Annotated in this window: 24 protein-coding genes and 1 riboswitch; of the genes, 18 read left to right on the forward strand and 6 right to left on the reverse strand. The window is 47.3% G+C overall.

Annotation, left to right across the window (positions count from 1 at the left end):
- Positions 1 to 14: 14 nt before the first annotated feature.
- The 11 genes from K4H28_RS05285 to K4H28_RS05335 all read left to right on the forward strand — a co-directional run bounded on the left by K4H28_RS05285 (position 15) and on the right by K4H28_RS05335 (position 10,199).
- A complete protein-coding gene (locus K4H28_RS05285; RefSeq protein ID WP_221007341.1) occupies positions 15 to 479 on the forward strand; it encodes a SoxR reducing system RseC family protein in 465 nt (154 codons plus the stop codon).
- 30 nt (positions 480 to 509) lie between these two features.
- Positions 510 to 1,910, forward strand: coding sequence for a DegQ family serine endoprotease (locus K4H28_RS05290; RefSeq protein ID WP_221007342.1), 1,401 nt, complete (start codon positions 510 to 512; stop codon positions 1,908 to 1,910).
- The gene (locus K4H28_RS05295) at positions 1,907 to 2,146 is read left to right on the forward strand and encodes a glutaredoxin family protein (protein WP_221007343.1); all 240 of its coding nucleotides are present in this window, start codon (positions 1,907 to 1,909) and stop codon (positions 2,144 to 2,146) included. Before K4H28_RS05290 ends, K4H28_RS05295 begins: the two co-directional genes overlap by 4 nt.
- Before the next feature lie 86 nt (positions 2,147 to 2,232).
- Entirely contained in the window at positions 2,233 to 4,026 is a 1,794-nt protein-coding gene (gene lepA / locus K4H28_RS05300) for a translation elongation factor 4 (RefSeq protein ID WP_221007344.1), read from the forward strand.
- A gap of 32 nt (positions 4,027 to 4,058) precedes the next feature.
- Positions 4,059 to 5,018, forward strand: coding sequence for a signal peptidase I (gene lepB / locus K4H28_RS05305; protein ID WP_221007345.1), 960 nt, complete (start codon positions 4,059 to 4,061; stop codon positions 5,016 to 5,018).
- Between the two features lie 11 nt (positions 5,019 to 5,029).
- The gene (locus K4H28_RS05310; protein WP_221007346.1) at positions 5,030 to 5,395 is read left to right on the forward strand and encodes a DUF4845 domain-containing protein; all 366 of its coding nucleotides are present in this window, start codon (positions 5,030 to 5,032) and stop codon (positions 5,393 to 5,395) included.
- Positions 5,396 to 5,412: 17 nt separating this feature from the next.
- Positions 5,413 to 6,123, forward strand: a complete 711-nt coding sequence (rnc, locus tag K4H28_RS05315) for a ribonuclease III (protein ID WP_221007347.1) — start codon at positions 5,413 to 5,415, stop codon at positions 6,121 to 6,123.
- A complete protein-coding gene (gene era, locus K4H28_RS05320) occupies positions 6,120 to 7,064 on the forward strand; it encodes a GTPase Era (protein ID WP_221007348.1) in 945 nt (314 codons plus the stop codon). The genes rnc and era overlap by 4 nt, the downstream gene beginning before the upstream one ends.
- A gap of 3 nt (positions 7,065 to 7,067) precedes the next feature.
- Positions 7,068 to 7,793: a DNA repair protein RecO gene (recO, locus tag K4H28_RS05325; protein WP_221007349.1), complete on the forward strand. Its 726-nt coding sequence runs from the start codon at positions 7,068 to 7,070 to the stop codon at positions 7,791 to 7,793.
- A gap of 294 nt (positions 7,794 to 8,087) precedes the next feature.
- On the forward strand, positions 8,088 to 8,447 hold the full coding sequence (locus K4H28_RS05330; RefSeq protein WP_221007350.1) for a SpoIIAA family protein: 360 nt from the start codon (positions 8,088 to 8,090) through the stop codon (positions 8,445 to 8,447).
- Positions 8,448 to 8,486: 39 nt separating this feature from the next.
- On the forward strand, positions 8,487 to 10,199 hold the full coding sequence (locus K4H28_RS05335) for a cyclic-di-GMP receptor FimW-related protein (protein WP_221007351.1): 1,713 nt from the start codon (positions 8,487 to 8,489) through the stop codon (positions 10,197 to 10,199).
- Between the two features lie 41 nt (positions 10,200 to 10,240).
- On the opposite strand, the gene mog is transcribed toward K4H28_RS05335, so the two are convergent.
- The 3 genes from mog to yjgA are packed head-to-tail and all read right to left on the reverse strand — an operon-like array spanning position 10,241 to position 12,086.
- On the reverse strand, positions 10,241 to 10,831 hold the full coding sequence (mog, locus tag K4H28_RS05340; protein WP_221007352.1) for a molybdopterin adenylyltransferase: 591 nt from the start codon (positions 10,829 to 10,831) through the stop codon (positions 10,241 to 10,243).
- Positions 10,828 to 11,493 carry an HAD-IA family hydrolase gene (locus K4H28_RS05345; RefSeq protein WP_221007353.1) on the reverse strand — a complete coding sequence of 222 codons (666 nt, stop codon included), beginning with the start codon at positions 11,491 to 11,493 and terminating at the stop codon, positions 10,828 to 10,830. Before K4H28_RS05345 ends, mog begins: the two co-directional genes overlap by 4 nt.
- 2 nt (positions 11,494 to 11,495) lie before the next feature.
- The gene (gene yjgA / locus K4H28_RS05350; protein ID WP_221007354.1) at positions 11,496 to 12,086 is read right to left on the reverse strand and encodes a ribosome biogenesis factor YjgA; all 591 of its coding nucleotides are present in this window, start codon (positions 12,084 to 12,086) and stop codon (positions 11,496 to 11,498) included.
- Positions 12,087 to 12,162: 76 nt separating this feature from the next.
- Here yjgA and pmbA point away from each other — a divergent pair, with 76 nt between their 5' ends.
- From pmbA to K4H28_RS05365, 3 genes are read left to right on the forward strand one after another with little or no spacing between them, the layout of a single operon-like run.
- On the forward strand, positions 12,163 to 13,494 hold the full coding sequence (pmbA, locus tag K4H28_RS05355) for a metalloprotease PmbA (protein ID WP_221007355.1): 1,332 nt from the start codon (positions 12,163 to 12,165) through the stop codon (positions 13,492 to 13,494).
- The gene (locus K4H28_RS05360; RefSeq protein ID WP_221007356.1) at positions 13,491 to 14,117 is read left to right on the forward strand and encodes a DNA-3-methyladenine glycosylase family protein; all 627 of its coding nucleotides are present in this window, start codon (positions 13,491 to 13,493) and stop codon (positions 14,115 to 14,117) included. Before pmbA ends, K4H28_RS05360 begins: the two co-directional genes overlap by 4 nt.
- A gap of 18 nt (positions 14,118 to 14,135) precedes the next feature.
- A complete protein-coding gene (locus K4H28_RS05365; protein WP_221007357.1) occupies positions 14,136 to 14,600 on the forward strand; it encodes a polyhydroxyalkanoate granule-associated phasin in 465 nt (154 codons plus the stop codon).
- Between the two features lie 45 nt (positions 14,601 to 14,645).
- Here K4H28_RS05365 and K4H28_RS05370 read toward each other — a convergent pair whose 3' ends face one another.
- Both K4H28_RS05370 and K4H28_RS05375 read right to left on the reverse strand, forming a co-directional pair.
- Complete coding sequence (locus tag K4H28_RS05370) at positions 14,646 to 15,605, reverse strand: dihydroorotate oxidase (RefSeq protein WP_221007358.1); 960 nt, start codon at positions 15,603 to 15,605, stop codon at positions 14,646 to 14,648.
- 84 nt (positions 15,606 to 15,689) lie between these two features.
- Positions 15,690 to 16,124 (reverse strand): MarR family winged helix-turn-helix transcriptional regulator, encoded by a 435-nt coding sequence (locus K4H28_RS05375; protein ID WP_255573629.1) that lies wholly within the window; start codon positions 16,122 to 16,124, stop codon positions 15,690 to 15,692.
- 74 nt (positions 16,125 to 16,198) lie between these two features.
- Between K4H28_RS05375 and K4H28_RS05380 the strand changes: the two genes are divergently transcribed.
- The 4 genes from K4H28_RS05380 to thiD all read left to right on the forward strand — a co-directional run bounded on the left by K4H28_RS05380 (position 16,199) and on the right by thiD (position 19,835).
- Positions 16,199 to 17,380 (forward strand): aminotransferase-like domain-containing protein, encoded by a 1,182-nt coding sequence (locus tag K4H28_RS05380; protein ID WP_221007359.1) that lies wholly within the window; start codon positions 16,199 to 16,201, stop codon positions 17,378 to 17,380.
- Between the two features lie 17 nt (positions 17,381 to 17,397).
- A riboswitch (TPP riboswitch) is annotated at positions 17,398 to 17,507 on the forward strand.
- 32 nt (positions 17,508 to 17,539) lie between these two features.
- Positions 17,540 to 18,373, forward strand: a complete 834-nt coding sequence (thiM, locus tag K4H28_RS05385; RefSeq protein WP_221007360.1) for a hydroxyethylthiazole kinase — start codon at positions 17,540 to 17,542, stop codon at positions 18,371 to 18,373.
- The gene (gene thiE, locus K4H28_RS05390; RefSeq protein ID WP_255573630.1) at positions 18,370 to 19,041 is read left to right on the forward strand and encodes a thiamine phosphate synthase; all 672 of its coding nucleotides are present in this window, start codon (positions 18,370 to 18,372) and stop codon (positions 19,039 to 19,041) included. The genes thiM and thiE overlap by 4 nt, the downstream gene beginning before the upstream one ends.
- Positions 19,038 to 19,835 carry a bifunctional hydroxymethylpyrimidine kinase/phosphomethylpyrimidine kinase gene (thiD, locus tag K4H28_RS05395; RefSeq protein WP_221007361.1) on the forward strand — a complete coding sequence of 266 codons (798 nt, stop codon included), beginning with the start codon at positions 19,038 to 19,040 and terminating at the stop codon, positions 19,833 to 19,835. The genes thiE and thiD overlap by 4 nt, the downstream gene beginning before the upstream one ends.
- A gap of 100 nt (positions 19,836 to 19,935) precedes the next feature.
- On the opposite strand, the gene K4H28_RS05400 is transcribed toward thiD, so the two are convergent.
- Positions 19,936 to 20,274, reverse strand: coding sequence for a hypothetical protein (locus K4H28_RS05400; protein WP_221007362.1), 339 nt, complete (start codon positions 20,272 to 20,274; stop codon positions 19,936 to 19,938).
- Between the last annotated feature and the right edge of the window lie 2 nt (positions 20,275 to 20,276).

Here is a 20,276-nt window from a genome sequence, read left to right on the forward strand (position 1 = left end):
CAGTTGGAATTTGAATGATATTTAGTGAAGCTCAAGTAGAGCGCTGTGAAGGTGAGTTTGCCTGGGTCAAGATTCGCCCTCACAGTCCCTGTGGTAATTGCGACCCAAAAACTGGCTGTAAGTCAGTCGCAATTACTCGACTTTTTGGTCATGCTCAGCAAAGTTACCAAGTCAAAAACCCGTTGCACGCCAAGCCTAATGACTACGTGAAGGTCGCGGTTAATGACGGCGACTTACTCGGTACGGCGGTGTGGGCCTATGGGTTTCCGCTTTTATTATTGATTTTAGGCGCTGTGCTTGGTTCTGCCTTGGCGCCAGTAGCGTTAGATGAGTTGTATTCATTGCTCGGTGCTGTGATCGGTTTTTTGTTGAGTTTTATCGTCTTGCGAATGAGAAATGAAAAAGCCAAGCAAACTCAGCCCAGTATTGTCGAGATATTGCCAAATGCCATTAAGTTGAAAAACTGTTCTTCTCATTGATTTTTGTGTCTCTTTGCATTGGAGGTGAAAATGTTGAAAAAGCTGTTGATGACTTTGGGACTTGTAGCCGGCTTGAACGGCGCAGTTAGTGCAAATCAGCGGCCTGATTTTACGCAAATTGTCGAAAAAGAAGGGCGTGCGGTGGTCAATATCTCCACCACATCAATTGTTCGTGACGACTCAGCAGGCATGAATGAAGATGCCTTTGAAATATTCCGTCGTTTTGGTTTTCCTGTACCGCCGCCGCAGCAAGGACGTGGCCCATCACGACAACATCAAGAGCGATCGCTTGGTTCTGGTTTTATTATCGATGGCACGGGTTATATTCTAACCAATGCGCATGTCGTGGCAAAAGCCGATGAAATTACGGTTAAGTTGATGGACAAGCGCAGCTTCAAGGCCAAAGTGGTGGGCTCTGATGCGCGTACGGATGTTGCTTTGTTAAAAATTGAGTCGACTGGTTTACCTAAAGTGACTTTGGGTGACTCAAATAAGTTAAGGCAAGGTGAGTGGGTGGTGGCAATTGGCCAACCATTTGGCTTGGACAATACGGTGACTGCAGGGATCGTTTCAGCCAAGGGGCGTAATTTGCCTGACGAAAATTTTGTACCCTTCATTCAAACTGATGTGGCAATCAATCCAGGTAGCTCTGGTGGGCCGCTATTTAATATGGCCGGTGAGGTTGTTGGGATTAACTCTCAGATCTATAGTCGTTCAGGCGGCTATATGGGGTTGTCTTTCTCAATTCCAATTGATGTCGCGATGAAAGTCGCTGATGATTTAAAGACGACTGGTAAAGTGACTCGCGGACGCCTTGGTGTTTCGATTCAAGATCTGAACGATGAGTTGGCCAAAGGATTTGGCTTGCAAAAACCGGATGGCGTGCTGTTTACGTTGATTGAAAAAGATGGTCCTGCCGACAAAGCAGGTCTAAAAGCGGGTGATATTCTCATTAAATTTAATGGTCAAGCTGTCGAGTCAGCCAGTGAGTTGCCTCGTCTTGTTAGTGCCATTAAACCGGGAGCAAAAGTCACTGTGCAGATTTGGCGTGATAAAGCAGTGCGTGATATGTCGGTTGTTGTGGGTGAACTAGATCAAGCTGATAAAGTGAGTGCTCAGCGTGAATACCGTGGCAATGATAAATCTGATGAGGCGATTAATTTTGGACTAGAGGTTCAAGAACTAAATCCACAGCAATTGAAGAAGCTATTGATTGGATTTGGCTTATTAGTTCGAAGTTCATCAGGCGCTTCTGCTGCAGCTGGGATTCAATCTGGGGATGTGATTGTTGGTATAGCAGGAAATGATTTATCCAGCTTTGCGCAATTGAAAGCTGCTTTGCAGGCCTTGAAGCCTAATGCCGCCATTCCACTAAGAATTCTGCGTAACGGTGCGCCAGGCTTTGTGGTGATGAAGGCGCCTGCCAAGTGACGCTAAAATTATTTGGCCGTGAATACTGCGGCTTGTGCACTGTCATGCGTGAGCAATTGTTGGCGCAAGCTGCGGGTCGATTCGAATTAGAGTGGATTGATATCGAAGATATCGATGATTTGGAGGCTTTGTATGGCGAGTTAGTGCCTGTTTTGACCGATGAGTTTGGCAATGAAATTTGCCACTACCATTTGGATCAGCAGGCTTTGGATGTCAGCTTGGCAAAAATCAGTTAAAATAAGCGGTTATCGCTAGTATGGGCACGCGTGGCGTGCCCTTTTCATATTTGCAAATTGTGTACAGCCTTGCGGCTGCGGGACTCATGGATCACATTCGTAACTTCTCTATTATCGCGCATATCGACCACGGTAAAAGTACTTTGGCCGATCGTTTTATTCAATTCTGTGGCGGCTTGGAAATGCGCGAAATGAGCGCGCAAGTGCTTGATTCAATGGATATTGAAAAAGAGCGTGGCATTACGATTAAGGCTCAAACGGCGGCCTTAAAATACAAAGCCCGTGATGGCAAAATTTACAATCTCAATTTGATTGATACACCAGGTCACGTTGACTTTAGCTATGAAGTGAGCCGCTCATTGGCTGCCTGTGAAGGTGCTTTGCTCGTTGTCGATGCATCGCAAGGTGTTGAGGCGCAAACCGTAGCTAACTGCTATACCGCACTTGAATTGGGCGTTGAAGTTCGCACGGTACTCAATAAAATTGACTTGCCTGCAGCAGACCCAGATCGTGTGGCGCAAGAGGTTGAAGACATTATTGGGATTGAAGCAGTGAATGCAGTTCATGCTTCTGCTAAGTCGGGTATTGGTATCGAGGATATTCTAGAAGAGGTCGTCAGCAAGATACCTCCACCCAAAGGCAATCCAGACGGTCCGCTTAAGGCACTCATTATCGACTCATGGTTTGATAATTACGTTGGCGTGATTATGTTGGTTCGCGTTGTTGACGGTGAAATTCGCCCGAAAGATAAAATTCTATTTATGTCGACTAAAGCGCAGCATTTATGCGAGCAAGTCGGTGTATTTACTCCAAAATCAGTGCAACGTGAAGCGCTACGCGCCGGTGAAGTGGGCTTTATAATTGCGGGCATTAAAGAAATTGCCAGTGCGAAAGTGGGTGACACGATCACCACAGTTAAAGCACCTGCGGCTGAAGCTTTGCCTGGTTTTAAAGATGTTAAGTCACAGGTTTTTGCTGGATTGTATCCAGTTGAAAGTCATGACTATGAAAAACTGCGTGATAGCCTAGAAAAATTACAGCTTAATGATGCATCTTTGCATTACGAGCCAGAAGTATCGCAAGCCTTGGGCTTTGGTTTCCGTTGTGGCTTCTTGGGTTTGTTGCACTTAGAAATCGTGCAAGAGCGCCTTGAACGCGAATTTGATATGGATTTGATTACCACCGCGCCGAGCGTGGTGTTTGAATTGGTGCTCAAAGGCGGTGAAGTCGTACAAATTGAAAATCCGTCGAAATTGCCCGACCCATCGAAATACGATGAAGTGCGTGAGCCAATTATTACCGCAACAATTTTAGTACCACAAGATTACGTTGGCCCGGTGATGACGCTGTGTAATCAAAAGCGCGGCATGCAAATTAATATGCAATATATGGGTCGACAAGTGATGTTGACTTATGAAATGCCAATGGCCGAAGTGGTGATGGATTTCTTTGATAAGCTTAAATCGGTGAGCCGTGGTTATGCGTCGCTAGATTATGATTTCAAAGAGTTCCGCGTCGGCGATTTAGTGAAATTAGACGTGCTAGTGAATAGTGAACGCGTTGATGCACTGAGTTTGATCGTTCACCGTAGTACGAGCCAATATCGTGGTCGTGAATTGGTATCAAAAATGCGTGAACTCATTCCACGGCAAATGTTTGATATTGCGATTCAAGCTGCGATTGGTAGTCATATTATTGCGCGTGAAACGGTGAAAGCGGTTCGTAAAGATGTTCTGGCAAAATGTTATGGTGGTGACGTTTCTCGTAAACGTAAATTGCTAGACAAACAAAAAGCTGGTAAGAAACGCATGAAGCAAGTCGGGAATGTGGAAATTCCACAAGAAGCGTTCTTGGCTATTTTGCAAGTCAGCGATAAATAAACCCTCAAACTTAGTGTGCTAAGGAACTGTCGATGAATTGGTTTGTAATTGGAATTTTATCCTTGATTTTAGGCCCAGTTTTAATCATGGCTGGCGCAAAGCATGAACGTAAAAATAATGAACCGCCGCAGCTGGTTCAGTATGGCTACTTGCTTACGGTTGTCGGCTTATTTGTTCTACTCGTGCAGTTCTTTAGTATTAGCGCAGCAATGCTGATTTTTGTTGTGCTGACGGGTTTTGTTTGGGCAATGGATAAATTTGTCTGGGGTAAAACGCGTGGTGAAAAACAAATCGCAGATTGGATTGAATATGGTCGCGGCTTCTTTCCGGTAATTCTTGCCGTTTTCGTTTTGCGCTCGTTTATTGTTGAGCCATTTCAAATTCCATCGTCATCAATGCGCCCTGGTTTAATTGTCGGTGATTTTATTTTGGTTAATAAATTTACTTATGGTGTTCGTTTACCTATTACAAACACTGTGATTGTTCCCGTTGGTGAGCCAAAACGTGGCGATGTGATGGTGTTTGATTATCCTGTGAATCCAAAAATTCAATACATCAAACGTGTGATTGGCTTGCCTGGTGATGTGATCGAATATCGTTCTAAAAAACTCACCGTGAATGGCCTGCCAGTTGAAACCAAGCAACTTGCCGATCATCAGTATGTTGAAAATGGTGTTTTACTAGTGAATAACCAGCAATTTGTTGAACATCTTGATGCTTCACAGTATAAAACTTTAACGATGGCCGATGTGCCAGCACTTAATTTGCGTGAAGTGGGTGACTTTCCTTCTCGCGAAAATTGCAGCTATGATGATTCAGGCTTTAAGTGTACGGTTCCAGCTGGTCAGTATTTTATGATGGGCGATAATCGTGACCATAGTGCGGATAGTCGATACTGGGGGTTTGTGCCTAACGAAAATATTGTTGGTAAAGCCTTTTTAATTTGGATGAATTTTAAGCATTTTGATCGTATTGGCACCACCATTCAATAGGAGCTTAGGTAATGAAAAAGCAATTTGGGATGTCTTTTTTTGGATTCATCATTGTCGCGATGGCCGTCGCAATGGCATTGATTGTCGCATTTAGTGTTGTGCCTACTTACACCCAGTATTTTTCTATTAAAAATACAGTTGAAAAGTTAGCTAAGAACAGTGCTGGACAAACACCAGAAGCCATTCGTGAATCATTTGGCAAGGAAGCACAGATTGGTTATATCACTGACATAACAGGCAAAGATTTGGTAATTACTCAGGTTGGTGGAAAAACCAATATTTCTGCTAATTATGAAAAAGTGGTTCCTTTGGTTGCTAATGTGAGTTTGTTGTTTGACTTCCAGATTGAAAAATCTTCCGGTGCCAGTGTTGAATAATTTAAGGAATATTTAATTTGTCAGTTGTCTTACCTGCCGAGCGTTTGCAAAAAACGCTCGGTTATGTTTTTTCTCAGCCTAAATTGCTCAAGCAGGCTTTGACGCATCGTAGCTCATCGTCGACTCACAATGAACGCTTGGAGTTTGTCGGTGACGGCATTTTGAATGCAGTGGTTGCACGCAGTTTATTTTTGGCGTTTCCGCAACTTAGTGAGGGAGATTTGTCTCGCTTACGAGCGCATTTTGTGCGGCAAGAATCGCTCGCGATCATCGCGACTGAGTTGCAGCTTGGTGATTATTTATCCCTCGGAGAGGGGGAGTTAAAGAGTGGCGGTCATCGACGTCCGAGTATTTTAGCTGATGCACTTGAGGCAGTTTTGGGGGCCATCTGGTTGGATGGTGGGTTTGCTTCCGCTGAAGCGGTATTGGAAAAATTATTTGCTGCACGTATTGCCGCCGTCAATCCAGAAGAGGCAATGAAAGACCCTAAAACTTCACTACAAGAATGGTTGCAAGCCCGTAAAGTAGATTTGCCCAATTATGTGATTGAGCGACAGCAGGGTGATTCACCAGACCAAATTTTTGAAGTGAGTTGCACTATTGGTGAGCTCAAAGTAACGGCCAAAGCAGAAGGGGCAAGCCGACGTGCTGCGGAGCAGCTTGCCGCTGGTGCCGTTCTTCATCTATTGCGCGAGCAATTTCCAGGTAAAAAGGTTGTGCGAAAATGATTGATTTATTAAACAGTGGTGGCTTACTAACGGGCAACGAACACGAAGGGTATCGCTGTGGTTTTGTCGCCATCGTAGGTCAACCCAATGTCGGTAAATCGACGTTGATGAATCATTTGATTGGTCAAAAGCTGAGTATCACCTCAAGAAAAGCACAAACGACACGACATCGGATTACAGGTATTTTAACTTCGGAGTCGGCACAGTTTGTTTTTGTGGATACGCCGGGCTTTCAAAAACGTTTTAGAAACGCCTTAAATCAGGCAATGAACAAAAGCGTCACCAGTACATTGGCTGATGTTGATGCGATTTTGTTCGTCGTTGAAGCTGGGCGTTTTGGCCCTGCAGACCAAGCGGTTCTAGAGTTGCTACCTAAAGATCGCCCAGTGTTGTTGGTGATTAATAAGGTCGATACGTTGGCTGACAAAGGTAGCCTATTTCCATTTATTGAAGACGTTGCAAAGCATTTCAATTTTGCGGCGATTGTTCCTGTATCTGCCCAGAAAGGTTTGAAGTTGGATGTTCTGGTGGCGGCTATCGAGCCACTGTTGCCTGAATCGGTACCGATGTTTGCCGAAGATCAAATTACCGATCGAAATGAGCGTTTTTTGGCTTCAGAAATTATCCGAGAAAAGATTTTCCGCATGATGGGTGAAGAGTTGCCTTATGTAATGGCGGTCGAAATTGAGAAGTTTGAAGAAGAAACACTTGCTGATGGGCGCGAACTTCGTCGAATTTATGCGGCCATTTTGGTGGATAGAGAAAATCAAAAGCCCATTTTGATTGGTAAAAATGGGACTAAACTCAAAAAAATTGCTACAGATGCACGTATCGATATGGAAAAGTTGTTTGATGCTAAAGTGCACTTAGAAGTTTGGGTTAAAGTTAAAAGTGGCTGGGCAGACGACACCCGTTTAGTTCGCCAGTTTGGTTACGAATAATCAATGAGCCGAAGTTCAAGCAAGTTGCGTGTCAATTCGCAGCCTGCTTTTGTCCTTCATCAACACCCTTACCGTGAAACGAGTCGTTTGCTGGATGTTTTTTCTCGCGATCATGGGCGGTTAACCATCTATGCGCGGGGTGTTCAGCGTCCTGGCTCACAAATAAGAAGTGTATTACTAGGCTTTCAGCCTTTGTTGTTGTCTTGGTTTGGGGCTGGGGAGCTAAAGACATTGCACTCAGCGGTTTGGCAGCCAGGCTTGTCACAGCTCTCTGGCCTGCCACTCTTGTGTGGTTTTTATATCAATGAGTTGCTTCAACGATTTTGCCCCAAAGAAGAGCCTAATTCCGCTTTGTTTGCTGCTTATTTTGAGGCGATCAAGGCTTTGGCAATGATTGACGCATCGGGGGTTGAACCTGTTTTACGTCACTTTGAGCGACAAATGCTCGATTGCCTAGGTTACGGTATTCACTGGCACCTTGAAGCGCACTCGAATCGACCGCTTGATTTAGCCTTAAAGTATCAATTTCAGAATGGTCACGGTTTAGTGCCGAGTCATAGCCCTGATGCTTGTCCCGCGCCCCTGATTTTGGCTTTCGCAGCTGCTGATTTTTCTAATGAGCTAGTTTTGCCTTGGGCTAAACTTTGGATGCGACAGTCTATTTCTGAGTTGCTTGGCGATGCAAACTTGCATACGAGGCAGCTATTGATCGATCTTCAGAAAATGTAAAGGGTATGTTATTTGCCGCCATTATTTGCATGGCATTGTGACTTATACGAGTATGTTGATGTTTCTCAGTGCTGGTTTTGGGCATATGAGGTGTCTTTTACGTTGAGTTGAGATCTTTTTGACTTGTCATTGTTAGTTTTGTTAAACATTATTTGAGTGTTGCGCTTAAAAATTAACTAGTTAACACTCAGGCAAGTTATGGGGGCTTTTAATCCTATAGATTTTTATACTCATTGCAGCATTCTTCTCTATGCTATAACGTAAGAAAGATCAATTGTCGTATTGGGGGTTGTTATGATCAGCATTTCGCATGAAGCAAATTACACCCACGCTGTGGTGTTCGAGCAATTTACACTACAAGACTATAAAGAATTTGAGTCTAATGTTCTGTATGAGATCCGTTTTCATGGTAAGGCGCGTTTGTTGCTGGATTTACGCCAGATGGATGGCTACACGATAGACATGGCACTTGAAGAAGTTCGTTTCTCAAAAGAGAATCGTCAGAATTTTGACAAAGTGGCTGTAGTGAGTGACGATCAGTGGGTCGTTTGGTCTGTGTGGCTCAATCAAGCGATTGCCGAGTCTGAGATTAAGATTTTTTCAGATATTCATAATGCTCAGTTTTGGTTGGATGATGAAGTCGCTGCTGCGTAAAAGCTTTTTGTAAATTAACTGGATTAGCTGGATAAAACTATGCTTGATCGTATTACTTCGCTGTTCTCGCGTGAAAAGTCGCCCCTAGCGAACGCTAAATTGGCGACTCAGTGGTGTAAGCAAATTGAGTCACTTGATCCTGCCTCGCAATGCAATAAGGTGCATGGTTTGATCAGTGACTTTGTTGCTGCGGCTGACAAAGTAAGTATCGATCGTTTACAGGCCTTGATGCTGCTTGATGAGCAGGTTCAAGAGGCTTATGACGCAGTTTGTTATCAGTACGTTTCAAATCCACGTATGTCCAAGGATATGGAGCAAAAACTATGGAAGTCGGTTGTTAGTTTTGCTTCAGACATGGTGCAAGCTTATCAACGCTTTGTTCAGGCCGAAAACAATGAAGCACAGCAGCAACAATTTGATTTGCTGATGCCTTTAGTATTGGCTCGCAGCTTGCGCTATATAGCCATTCAGGCGAAATGGCATTATTTTCGTTTTGAGCGCGTACCTTCGAAGTTGTGGATTCAAGCGCACCAAATGTATCGACTTTCGGAGGTCGGTGCTTTTGACAGCAATCCATTCCAACTGTATCCAGCCTATAAAAAAGACGTATCATCCTGTGCCGATGAATATATCCAGATGCTGATGCTCAACACTTTAGCTAATAACAATCTATCTGTTCGTCAAATTGATTTGGTTGATAGCTGGCTTGAGCACTGGTCAAAGTTGATTCAATTTGGCCGTAAATATCAAGAAGACCGCCATCATTTTTGTGTCAATTTGCAGGAGTCGCAGGGCCCGCAAAAAATTAATAATGACTTGATTGGTGAACCTTATCGTTACTGGGGTTTGAACGATCTGATTGGTCAAATTCAAGAGATATTAGGTAAGTTGATGACGGGCTCTAGCTACGCATCTTTAGAGTTAGGCGCTGATGCTCGTGGTCCTGCTGTTGGTGAATTACTGAAACACTTGGATGTTTTTTGGACTATGTGCATGCGCAATAGTCAAGTCAAACGCAGTGAGCGAAAAAAAGTCACCAAGGCTGCAGATATCATCTATGGCCTTGATCGTGTCTGTCGTTACGTGAAGCAAGATAACGATAGGTTTAGCCGTCAAGGAGTAGAGACCAAAGATCAAGTCGATTACGATGAAATTATGGATATGCGTTTGTACGGCTTTGTTTCATCGCGTACGAAGGAAAAATTAGCGGCGAATCCATACAGTTTCACTGTGAATAAGAAAGAAAATGATTGGCAAGCTTGGGCTATTGATAACGAAAGCGCTGATGGTTTTGGCGCGGTGATTCGTTTTTCTGAAAATGAATGGATACGGCCTAGTCTATTGATCGGCGCTCGTGCTTCAAGTGCAGACAATTGGAATGTCGGTATTTTACGCCGGATTGCGCGGCTAAGTGAAGATGAAGTATCCGTTGGTGTGCAGGTGGTTAGTGGTACGCCTGTCATGGTGGGTATGAAATCAGAACAAAATGATAGGATTGAGAATATAACAGTCGCTGAAATTGGATTTACTGGCGGTTTAGAGCTGCCTAATGTCCGCACTGCGCTCTATGTGCCCCACCAAATTAATGGTTCTAGTGTTAATACCTTAATCATGAATTCGGCTGATTATGGCTTAGATAAAATTTATCAGGTCAATGCGCGTGATAAAAAATTCTCGGTGAGCTTGGGTTCTGTGCTTGAGAAGGGGGTTGATTGGTCTTGGGTTACAGTGAATGTGTTGCGGCAAGATTGATCTTGAGGCTGAAAAAATGGCGCACCGTGGTGTGCCATTTTTTATTCTTCAGGGTTTCTTATTGCTGATTTGGGCCTAAACGCAGAGACAACGCTGGAATTGGTTTCGATGTAAGGGCCTTCTAGTAATTGGATGCAGTAAGGAATGGCTGCAAAAATACCTGCGACAATTGTTTTGCCCTCTGCATCTTTTAAACCTTCTAGTGTTTCTTGAATTGATTTGGGTTGCCCCGGCAGATTTACAATCAAACTTGCGCCACGAATTACCGCGGTTTGTCGTGACAAAATGGCAGTGGGTACAAATCTTAGGCTTATCTGGCGCATTTGCTCACCAAAACCCGGCATTTCTCGGTCCATCACTGCAAGTGTCGCCTCTGGTGTGACATCTCGCTTTGCTGGGCCAGTACCACCCGTGGTCAGTACGAGTTGGCAACCGCATTCGTCAACTAGTTCTTTTAGTGCCGCCTCAATCTGCGGTTGTTCATCGGCAATTAAGCGTGTTTCTAGTGTAAACGGAGTACTTAAGGCACGATTGAGCCAGTCGCTCAGTGCTGGAATGCCTTTGTCTTCGTAAACACCCATACTTGCGCGATCAGATACGGACACTAGGCCGATTTTTAGTGATGTATTCATTCTGCAATACTTAGTGTAAATGTCGAAGTTTGCTGTTGAAGCGTGATCTTGCTGAAATCCGCGACTTGCTGCAGGGCAAGGCCGGTTGGGTCAGCACCTGCGGTGCAGGTGATGGCAATGACTTGTGTGTCAGCGGCATGGGCAGAACGAATGCCATTAGGCGCATCTTCAAAAGCAATACACTCATTTGCATTCAGGCCGAGCAACGCAGCGCCTTGCAGGTAGGCTGCGGGGTGAGGTTTTCCTTGCATTACGTCTTCCGCGCAAATCAAGTGCTTGGGCAAAGGCAGACCAACAAAAGCCAGTTTGGCTAGTGCGAGATCGCGTGGTGCAGACGTAACAAGTGCCCATTGCTCAATATTCAGTAGATTGAGAAAATCAAGCGCGCCAGGCAGCACAGTGGTGCCTTCAAGACTAATCAGCTCTTCGGCAATCAGAAGCTCTGTCTCAAGTTCAGCGTTTAAGTGAGGTGCAACAATCGCAATGGTTTCTTGTCCACGGCGACCGTGCATGACTTTCATTACGTCGGCAAAGTCGATGTCATTACGCTCAGACCAACGTCGCCAAATTAACTCAATACATGTCCTTGAATCAATCAAAGTGCCGTCCATGTCGAATAAAAAGCCTTTGGCGACGAGCGTTGGTGCTGAATGCGTTCCCATTTTTATTCCTCGTTGGTTTCTTCGTCGCTAGTTACTTCATTTTGGTAGCCTGTTGCGGGCTCTTTGATGAAAGTTTTCATCAGCTGAAACAATTCGCGGAATGCTTTAGGTGGAATGTGCTTGCCCGCTTCTTGCTGTTGGCGTTCTTTTTGCGAGTTGCGAACCAGTTGGCGCAGATGCTGAATGTCAACCGCAGGGTAGTCGGCGATAAATTTTTCAACGGCCTTCGGGTCGGTCAGCATGCGTTCACGTAAGCGTTCAATCTGGTGTAGCCAGATGTTGTGCTCATTGGTGATGCCTTTTTGTGCATCTAAAAATGCATAAATTGGTGCCGGATCGATATTGCGCATCAGTTTGCCGATATACTGCTTATTGCGTGCAGTGGCGACGTTGGCCGTGATTTTGCGGCCTTCTTGAATGGCTTGTAGTAAATTTTCTGGTAAGTTGAGCGGCAACAATTGCTTGGGCGTATATTCAAGCAGTGTTGCGCCTAGTTTTTGTAATTCCGTCGCTTCACGCTTGGCTTGTGACTTGCTGATGATGCCTACGGGCTCATCGCTATCGTATGGATTCGACTGATTTGGGTTTGCCATGATGTCTAGAACTGGTGCAAAAGCAGTATGATACCAAACGAATCCCTATTCCCCACTTTTCTTCTGAGAAACTTCTGTGTCTGAATTTAGTTTTAGTGAACAATATCTTCGTGATTTAGCGGCTCAAGTGTTGCAAGAGGCGAAAAAGCAGGGCGCCACAGCGTGTGATGTCGAGGTTTCAGAGGGCGCAGGTCAAAATGTTTCAGTGCGTTTGGATGAAATTGAAACCATCGAATACAACCGTGATAAAGGTGTGAATGTTACCGTTTATCTGGGCCAGCAAAAAGCACACGCCAGCAGTAGTGATTTTTCAGGCCCAGCCCTTGTTGAAACAGTGAATAAAGCACTCAGCATTGCCAAATACACCGCTGCCGACGAATTTGCTGGGCAAGCTGACCCAGAGCGTCTGTGTACCCATTTTCCTGATCTAGATTTGTACCATCCATGGCCATTAGCAGTGGAGGGGGCGATAGAGCTGGCCCGCGAATGCGAGGCAGCCGCTCGCGCCGTCGATGCACGAATCAATAATTCAGATGGTGCCACTGTATCGACCTCTGGCTCACGTTGGGTTTATGCTAACTCCTTGGGCTTTATGGGTGCTGGCACCAGCACGCGTTACAGTATTTCTGCTGCTGTGATTGCGGAAGACGAGAGTGGCATGCAGCGTGATTATTGGTATAGCTCGGCCAGAGCGCATGCCGATTTAGATCACGCGAAAGCGATTGGGCAGCGGGCTGGCGAGCGCACGGTGCGTCGACTAGGTGCACGCCGCCTCAAAACGGGTGAATACCCCGTTTTGTTTGAAGCATCGGTGGCGAGCTCTTTGATTGGTCATTGGATTTCTGCTGTGAGTGGCAGTAGCCTGTACCGCAAATCGAGTTTCTTGGTTGATAGTTTGGGGCGATCGGTGTTTGCGCCTTGCGTCACAATTCATGAAGACCCATTTTTAAAGCGCGGTTTTGCTAGCGGGGCATTTGATGCAGAGGGTGTTGCAACGGTCGCGCGAACTGTAGTCGATGCGGGGGTTCAGCAAGGGTATTTCCTTGGGAGCTATTCAGCACGTAAGCTAGGGATGGATACTACTGGAAATGCGGGTGGACCGCACAATATTCTAGTCGCACCAACGACCGAAGCAGAAGGATTGTTGGCGATGATGGGAACGGGCTTGCTCGTGACTGAATTGCTGGGTCATGGCACCAATATGGTAACGGGTGATTATTCGCGCGGAGCGGCGGGGTTCTGGGTGGAGAATGGCATCATTCAATATCCAGTCGAAGAAATCACCATTGCCGGCAATCTGCGCGAGATGTACAGCCAGATTATCGCAATTGGCGATGATGGCTTGAATTCGAGTAGTCGAAAAGTCGGTTCGATTTTAATCGAGCGGATGACGGTGGCTGGGGAATGAGTCATGGCCGCCCTAGTTATTGGGATCAAGCTTGTGTTGACTTGGCGGCCAACGATCCCGTTATGGCAGGGCTAATTGAGATGTATCCGTCGGTAAGTCTTGTTGGTCGTGGTGATGCGTTTCATACCTTGGCTAGATCGATTGTAGGGCAACAGATTTCGGTGAAGGCTGCTGATTCAGTGTGGGCGCGTTTAGTCGCCGCATTGGGCGATGTGACGAGTGAGGCTGTTTTGGCTGCATCCGTTGAGCAGCTTCGTGCCTGTGGTCTTTCAGCGCGTAAAGTGGAGTATCTCTCTGATCTGGCTGCGCATCATCAAGCAGGTCGCTTGGATCCGCAAGTTTGGCTGGATTGGGATGATGAGGTAGTCATTCGTGAGCTGATCACGATTCGAGGGATTGGTCGCTGGACTGCGGAAATGTTTTTGTTGTTTTATTTGTTACGTCCGAATGTATTGCCCTTGGATGATATTGGTTTAATCAAAGGGATCGCATTGCACTATCACGGTGGTGAGCGATTGCCGCGTGCTGATTTAATTGCCTTGGCGCAACGTTGGTCGCCATGGCGAAGTGTTGCCACATGGTATCTGTGGCGCAGCTTAGACCCTGTGCCGGTTGAGTATTAACCCAAATTAAAGAAAACAATGACAAAACCCACGCAAGATCCATTTTCAGCATGGAATGAATTGGCGCAAAAAACACAAGAAATGTGGCTAGATTCGGCTTTTGTTTTCTCGCAACGTACACAGCGCATGGCTGAGGCCGGTATTAATCCGACCGAGGCAGATCAAGTTGAGATGAGCCAAATGGGTTTAGAGAAGCTTGAGGCTGTCGGCGAGTCGAGTTTGGCTGCGTTTCAGCATTGGGGACAGTTGCAACAAGCGGTATGGCATTCTGCAATGCAGCAAACAAAGGCCGTGGTAGGGGTCATGGCGGCATCAGTGGGTACGCCGCAAGAGCAAGCAGCCGCTCAGCAAGTGTGGCAATACAGCGTATTGAGTCCTGAGCATTTGGCGCAGGCCTCTGCTGACATGGCACATGCGGTGCTGCATCCGGTCCATAAGCGGACCAGCGAAAATGCAGAGCGCCTCAAGAAAGTGAGCGAGTAACAAAAAGAGCGGCCAAGGCCGCTCTTTTTGTTTAGTGCTACTGATTTACAGGGTTTTTAGTTTGCCATGAAAATCAGCCAAATTCTCGTAGCCTTTCTGCTTCATGATTTCGAGCAATTCAGCTTTTACGCGAGTAAAAATGCCCGGCCCTTCTTCATAAAGCGCAGTCCCCATTTGGACTAGCGTGGCGCCCGCCAAAATGTGCAAAAAAGCCTCATGCCCTGACTTAACACCACCGCAGCCGATTACGGCTTTTTCGGGGCAGCGGCGATAAAACGCATTCACATTGGCTAGTGCGGTGGGTAATACATAATCGCCGCCTAGACCACCGAAACCATCTTTTGGCTTAATGATGACCGATTCAGTGTTGATGTCGATCACCAAGGCATTACCGATTGAGTTAATGCAGGTCACAAAAGCCACGCTCGGATAGCGGTTCAGAATGGCGGCGGCTTCATCAAAGTGGGCTATGTCAAAGTAGGGCGGCAATTTCACCCCTAATTGGCGCTGACCATAACCTGAGGTCACTTCGGCCAGTAAGGTATCCATCGCATCAAAGTCATAGCCTAGCTGCGCTTTACCCGGCACATTAGGGCACGATAAATTGATTTCCAGAATAGCAGGGGTGACGGCATCTTTTAGACTATCCACCATCGCGAGGTTATCATCGAGCGTCAGGCCAGAAATTGAAATAAACAACGGTTTGGTTTCGTAATCATGCCGTTCGGTATAGCGCAAATAATAGGGGAATCCTTCATTGGGCAAGCCCATTGAATTGATACTGCCCCATGGCTTATTGCCATCGAGCACGCGATAGCGCGGCTCAGGATTGCCATTGCGCGGATCCAGTGTGCAGCTCTTGGTGACCATGGCACCGGACTCCGATTCCAATAGTGCTTCAAGTTGCGAGGCTACGCTGCACCACACGCCAGAGGCATTCATCAGCGGATTGGCCAATGGTAAATCTAAAAAAGTAGTCGCTAGACTGCTTGTGAGTTTGGGCATAGCAAAGGCTCCCTAAAGACGATTCATTGCATCTTAGCGGCAAGCGCAGGGCTTGATTGTGAGCCTAATCAACAAAAGCTTGTTTTAAGCTTTCGTGATAATTTTGTTGCTTAATGCCAACATCATGGCTCGCCATGCTTCGATCGTCTCGCTGCCGAGTTCAGTCTCGATCTCTTTGAGTAAGTCACGCTGCGGGCTGGTGAGTTCGTTTTCTAACTCGCAACCCGCTACGGTTAAATAAAGGTTTTTGACTCGTTTGTCGCTGTCTTCGCTGCGCGTTTCGATGAGTTCTGCTGATTGCAGTGCTTTCATTGGTCCGTGTAAGGCTTGCTTACTCACGCCCAGTTTGCCGAGTAGTTGATTAACAGCGATACCCGGATTGCGTGCAACAAAGTACAGCACGCGATGATGGACGCGATTCCATTGCCGTTCGGCAAGCAGGGCGTCGGCTTGGGCAGTAAAGGCGCGGTAGCCGTAGAACAATAGCTCGATATCGGCTTCGATTTTATGGTCAATCATGTTGACTTATATTCCTTGTTTCTGCATGATTAGGTCTATTGTATTGACCTAATTGTAAACCCTTGGAGGCTTTTATGCTGGCGAAAAGAATTGAACGTTTAACCTCGTCCTTGGTACGCGATATTTTAGCCGTGGCGCAGCGGCCGGGCGTGATTTCTTTTGCTGGCGGTTTGCCTGCCGATGAGGCCTTACTCCAGCTGGATATGAATGCTTTGTCGCCCGACTTATTGAGTAAAGCAATGCAGTATGGTCCCACCGAGGGCGAGCGTGGGCTTCGGGAGCAGGTTGCCCAGCGGATGGCAAAAATAGGTCTGAATTGTAGTGCGGATCAAGTGCTGATTTTGAACGGTTCACAGCAAGGCATTGATTTAGTCAGTAAGTTAATGATCGAAGAAGGTACGCCAGTATTGGTTGAAGAACCGGCCTATTTGGCCGCTTTACAGTCATTTCGCTTGTTTGGCGCAGATTTGAAATCGGTCGCACTACAGGCGCCGGCGGATATGAGCGCTTTGAATCAAGTATTGGGTGAAGTGCAATTAGCATATTTAACCCCAAGTTTTCAAAATCCATCAGGATATTGCTATAGCCGTGAAGAACGCATCGCAATTGCTGCGCAATTAGATACACATGGGGTGTGTTTGTTTGAGGATGATCCTTATCGTGAGCTAGCGTACGATACCCCTGCACCTGCTCCAATGGTGAGTTTTATCCAATCTGCACCGTGGATTTATCAAGGCTCATTTAGCAAAACACTAGCTCCCGGCTTGCGCTTGGGCTTTTTGATTGCGCATCCCGATCTAATGCCGCATTTGATTCGTTTAAAACAAGCAGCGGATTTGCATTCAAATCGTTTAAGTCAATTGATTGTGAATCAAATTTTGGTGAGTGACCAACTTGAACCACATTTGGCGAAAGTCCTGCCGATTTATCGTGAACGGCGCGATGCAATGGCGGCTGCCTTGCAGCGGCATCTCGCGCCGTATGCCAGTTGGCAAATTCCGGCGGGCGGTTTGTTTTTTTGGGTAAAGCTTAATACGGTCAATGATACTTTGGCGCTGATGCGGCAATGTTTGAGCAATGATTTTGCGATTATGCCCGGTGTTGCATTTATGGCATCGGGGCGAGACGAAGGGCATATTCGTTTAAATTTTAGCCATGCCAAACCCGAGCAGATTGAGGTCGGTATTGCCAAGCTCGCACAATTACTGCAAGCCGCCAACGCAGAAAAGTTTGATATGGCTGCAGGTCAATACTAAGGCAGCAAGGTACAATACCTCCAGACTCGGGGTGTCGCCACTTGCAGGAGCATTGCAGAGCGACTGAGACAAACCCGCCGTACCTGATCCAGATAATGCTGGCGTAGGGAAGTCTGCCACTCTTGCTTGGCAACTTTCCGCGCTGTGACCGGAGTTGCTATGACCCAAACGACCCACACCATTCCTGAACTTCCTTTTTCTATCATCGCCGATGAATTAGAGCGGCTGCGTGCCAATACCCCGTTAGTGCATGTGCTGACCAACGAAGTAGTGCAATGCTTTACGGCCAATACCCTATTAGCGATTGGTGCTTCACCCGCGATGGTCGTTGCTCGCGAAGAAGTGGCTGAATTTGCTGCGATTGCCGATGCGCTGTTGATCAATATCGGTACTTTGTACGCAGAACGACTCGAAGCGATGCAGCTTGCCATTGATGCGGCCAATGCCGCTGGCACGCCATGGGTGCTTGATCCCGTTGCGGTGGGCGTTTTGAATTATCGCACCGAGGCGGCTCGTACCATGTTGGCGCAACGTCCTGCTGCGATTCGTGGCAATGGCTCGGAGATTTTGGCTTTGGCCAATGCTTTGAATTTAAGCGAGGTCAGTGGTGCAGGGAAAGGTGTAGATAGCACGATGAGTTCAAGTTCCGCACTAACTGCGGCTCAGCAACTCGCAGCCGCCACCGGTGCGATTGTGGCGGTGACGGGCGCGACCGATTACATCACCGACGGCGTACAAACGTGGGCGGTGCCGTGGGGACACGCGATGATGACGCGCGTGGTCGGCACAGGTTGTGCGCTGTCGGCGGTGGTCGCGGCGTTTTTGGCCGATGCGCCCAATCGCCTCAATGCCGTTGCGGCAGCGTGTGCGGTGATGGCGATAGCGGGTGAGCGCGCGATTGAGTGTTCCGACGGCCCTGGCACTTTTTTGGCACCATTTTTAGACGCGCTGCACGTGATTCATCCAACCCAATTGCGGAGCTACAGCGTATGAGTCGCCAACCGATGCCGATTGATTTAAGCCTATATCTGGTGCTCGATCCTGATTTGTGCGGTGGCAGCGCAGGCATGGTCGCGACGGCGCAACAAGCCGCCGCCAATGGCGTGACCGTCGTGCAATTGCGAGCGCCGAATTGGAAAAAACGCCAATGGCTGGAAACCGCTCAGCAATTAAAAGCGGTACTCGCACCATTGAATGTGCCGCTGATTATTAACGATCATGTTGATATTGCACTGGCCGTGGATGCCGATGGTGTTCATGTGGGGCAACAAGACTTGCCAGTCGCCGAAGTGCGGCGACTATTAGGCCCGAATAAATTCGTAGGCTTGTCGACCAATTGCTTGGCGCAATTTAATGAGGCTGAGGCGATGTATCAGGCTGGCGTTATTGATTATGTTGGCGTAGGGCCGGTATACCCAACAGGGACCAAAAAAGACGCTTCACCTGTACTGGCTACTGACGAAGTGAATACCATGATGATAAATTGCTTCTTGCCTGCGGTAGCGATTGGCGGGATTCAAGCCGGTAAAGTGGCCAGCTTAATTGCGCAGGGCTTAAATGGCGTTGCTGTGGTGTCGGCGATTTGTGGCAAGGCGGATGTTGCCGCAGCGACGCAAGGTTTGTTGGCAGAAATTCATGCTGCACGAGGAAATACACAATGACGATTCATGCTCTAACAATTGCAGGTTCAGATTCGGGCGGCGGTGCGGGGATTCAGGCGGATTTGAAGACGTTTTCGGCGCTCGGCACTTACGGCATGAGCGTGATCACCGCCTTGACCGCGCAAAACACGCAAGGCGTGCATGGTGTGCAGGTGGTGTCGCCCGAGTTTATCGCCGCGCAATGCGATGCGGTGTTTAGTGACATTCGCGTTGATGCGGTCAAAATGGGTATGCTAGCCAATGCCGCGACGATTTCTGTGGTGGCTGAGCGTTTGGCGCATTATCAACCGCAAATCATTGTGCTCGACACGGTAATGATTGCGAAGGGCGGTCATGCGCTGCTTGATCCTGTGGCGGTAAATGCGCTGCGCGAGCAATTATTGCCGCTGGCCAGCATTATCACCCCCAATTTACCAGAAGCTGCGGCATTGCTCGGCTGCGCTGAAGCGCAATCGGAAGAGCAAATGCGTCAGCAAGGCCGAGAATTGCTTGTGGCAGGCGCACAAGCGGTGTTGATGAAAGGCGGGCACTTAGGTGGTGAGTCATGCCCTGATTGGCTGATTACGCCGAATGATGAAGTTTGCTTCCCTGCGGATCGTATCGCCACACGCCACACACACGGTACGGGTTGCACGCTATCGGCTGCATTGACGGCGTTACGTCCACAGTGCGCTGATTGGCCTGAAACTGTTGCCAAAGCCAAGGCATGGCTGTTGCTGGCGATTGCACAAGCCGAACGCCTTGAGGTCGGTCACGGCATTGGACCGGTGCATCACTTTCATCAGTGGTGGTGAAAAGAGCTGGGTTACTAAATTGTGCGGCAACAAATTGACTTACTAGCTAGCGATATTCCGGCTTGTTCTCTCGATGGGAAGCGTGCAGCTGGAATTCCTATTATTTGCTTGGCCAAAAGATAAACGCAGCGCAGAGAGCCACGCAGCAAAAGCCAACGAAATAACCTAGGCCTTGATTGAAGATAAATAATCTGCGCCAAGTATTGCTCTCTATACGTTTCCATCCCCCACTTTTGGCTGCATACCTAACACCATGCATAAAACCGCCCATCGCTTCTGGATCGTGCATGAAAAGCTCTAGTCGTGGCGGCAGTGCATCGCTGTAATTTTCTTTCAAATAGGTGTAGATCGCGTGCGAGCAGAGCATATAAATCATGCCGCCACCGAGGGTGCCAATCACCAAAAAAGGCATGCCGTAATTGAGAAAAAGTTCACGCATTG

Origin of the sequence: Deefgea tanakiae, from assembly GCF_019665765.1 — a bacterium.
Taxonomy (GTDB): Bacteria; Pseudomonadota; Gammaproteobacteria; order Burkholderiales; family Chitinibacteraceae; genus Deefgea; species Deefgea tanakiae.

Excerpts from the sequence above, each read along its gene's own strand:
- K4H28_RS05285 (WP_221007341.1), top strand. The coding sequence starts at position 15 with ATGATATTTAGTGAAGCTCAAGTAGAGCGCTGTGAAGGTGAGTTTGCC.
- K4H28_RS05290 (WP_221007342.1), top strand. The coding sequence starts at position 510 with ATGTTGAAAAAGCTGTTGATGACTTTGGGACTTGTAGCCGGCTTGAAC.
- lepA (WP_221007344.1), top strand. The coding sequence starts at position 2,233 with ATGGATCACATTCGTAACTTCTCTATTATCGCGCATATCGACCACGGT.
- lepB (WP_221007345.1), top strand. The coding sequence starts at position 4,059 with ATGAATTGGTTTGTAATTGGAATTTTATCCTTGATTTTAGGCCCAGTT.
- K4H28_RS05310 (WP_221007346.1), top strand. The coding sequence starts at position 5,030 with ATGAAAAAGCAATTTGGGATGTCTTTTTTTGGATTCATCATTGTCGCG.
- era (WP_221007348.1), top strand. The coding sequence starts at position 6,120 with ATGATTGATTTATTAAACAGTGGTGGCTTACTAACGGGCAACGAACAC.
- recO (WP_221007349.1), top strand. The coding sequence starts at position 7,068 with ATGAGCCGAAGTTCAAGCAAGTTGCGTGTCAATTCGCAGCCTGCTTTT.
- K4H28_RS05330 (WP_221007350.1), top strand. The coding sequence starts at position 8,088 with ATGATCAGCATTTCGCATGAAGCAAATTACACCCACGCTGTGGTGTTC.
- K4H28_RS05335 (WP_221007351.1), top strand. The coding sequence starts at position 8,487 with ATGCTTGATCGTATTACTTCGCTGTTCTCGCGTGAAAAGTCGCCCCTA.
- mog (WP_221007352.1), bottom strand. The coding sequence starts at position 10,831 with ATGAATACATCACTAAAAATCGGCCTAGTGTCCGTATCTGATCGCGCA.
- K4H28_RS05345 (WP_221007353.1), bottom strand. The coding sequence starts at position 11,493 with ATGGGAACGCATTCAGCACCAACGCTCGTCGCCAAAGGCTTTTTATTC.
- yjgA (WP_221007354.1), bottom strand. The coding sequence starts at position 12,086 with ATGGCAAACCCAAATCAGTCGAATCCATACGATAGCGATGAGCCCGTA.
- K4H28_RS05360 (WP_221007356.1), top strand. The coding sequence starts at position 13,491 with ATGAGTCATGGCCGCCCTAGTTATTGGGATCAAGCTTGTGTTGACTTG.
- K4H28_RS05365 (WP_221007357.1), top strand. The coding sequence starts at position 14,136 with ATGACAAAACCCACGCAAGATCCATTTTCAGCATGGAATGAATTGGCG.
- K4H28_RS05370 (WP_221007358.1), bottom strand. The coding sequence starts at position 15,605 with ATGCCCAAACTCACAAGCAGTCTAGCGACTACTTTTTTAGATTTACCA.
- K4H28_RS05375 (WP_255573629.1), bottom strand. The coding sequence starts at position 16,124 with ATGATTGACCATAAAATCGAAGCCGATATCGAGCTATTGTTCTACGGC.
- K4H28_RS05380 (WP_221007359.1), top strand. The coding sequence starts at position 16,199 with ATGCTGGCGAAAAGAATTGAACGTTTAACCTCGTCCTTGGTACGCGAT.
- thiM (WP_221007360.1), top strand. The coding sequence starts at position 17,540 with ATGACCCAAACGACCCACACCATTCCTGAACTTCCTTTTTCTATCATC.
- thiE (WP_255573630.1), top strand. The coding sequence starts at position 18,370 with ATGAGTCGCCAACCGATGCCGATTGATTTAAGCCTATATCTGGTGCTC.
- thiD (WP_221007361.1), top strand. The coding sequence starts at position 19,038 with ATGACGATTCATGCTCTAACAATTGCAGGTTCAGATTCGGGCGGCGGT.
- K4H28_RS05400 (WP_221007362.1), bottom strand. The coding sequence starts at position 20,274 with ATGCGTGAACTTTTTCTCAATTACGGCATGCCTTTTTTGGTGATTGGC.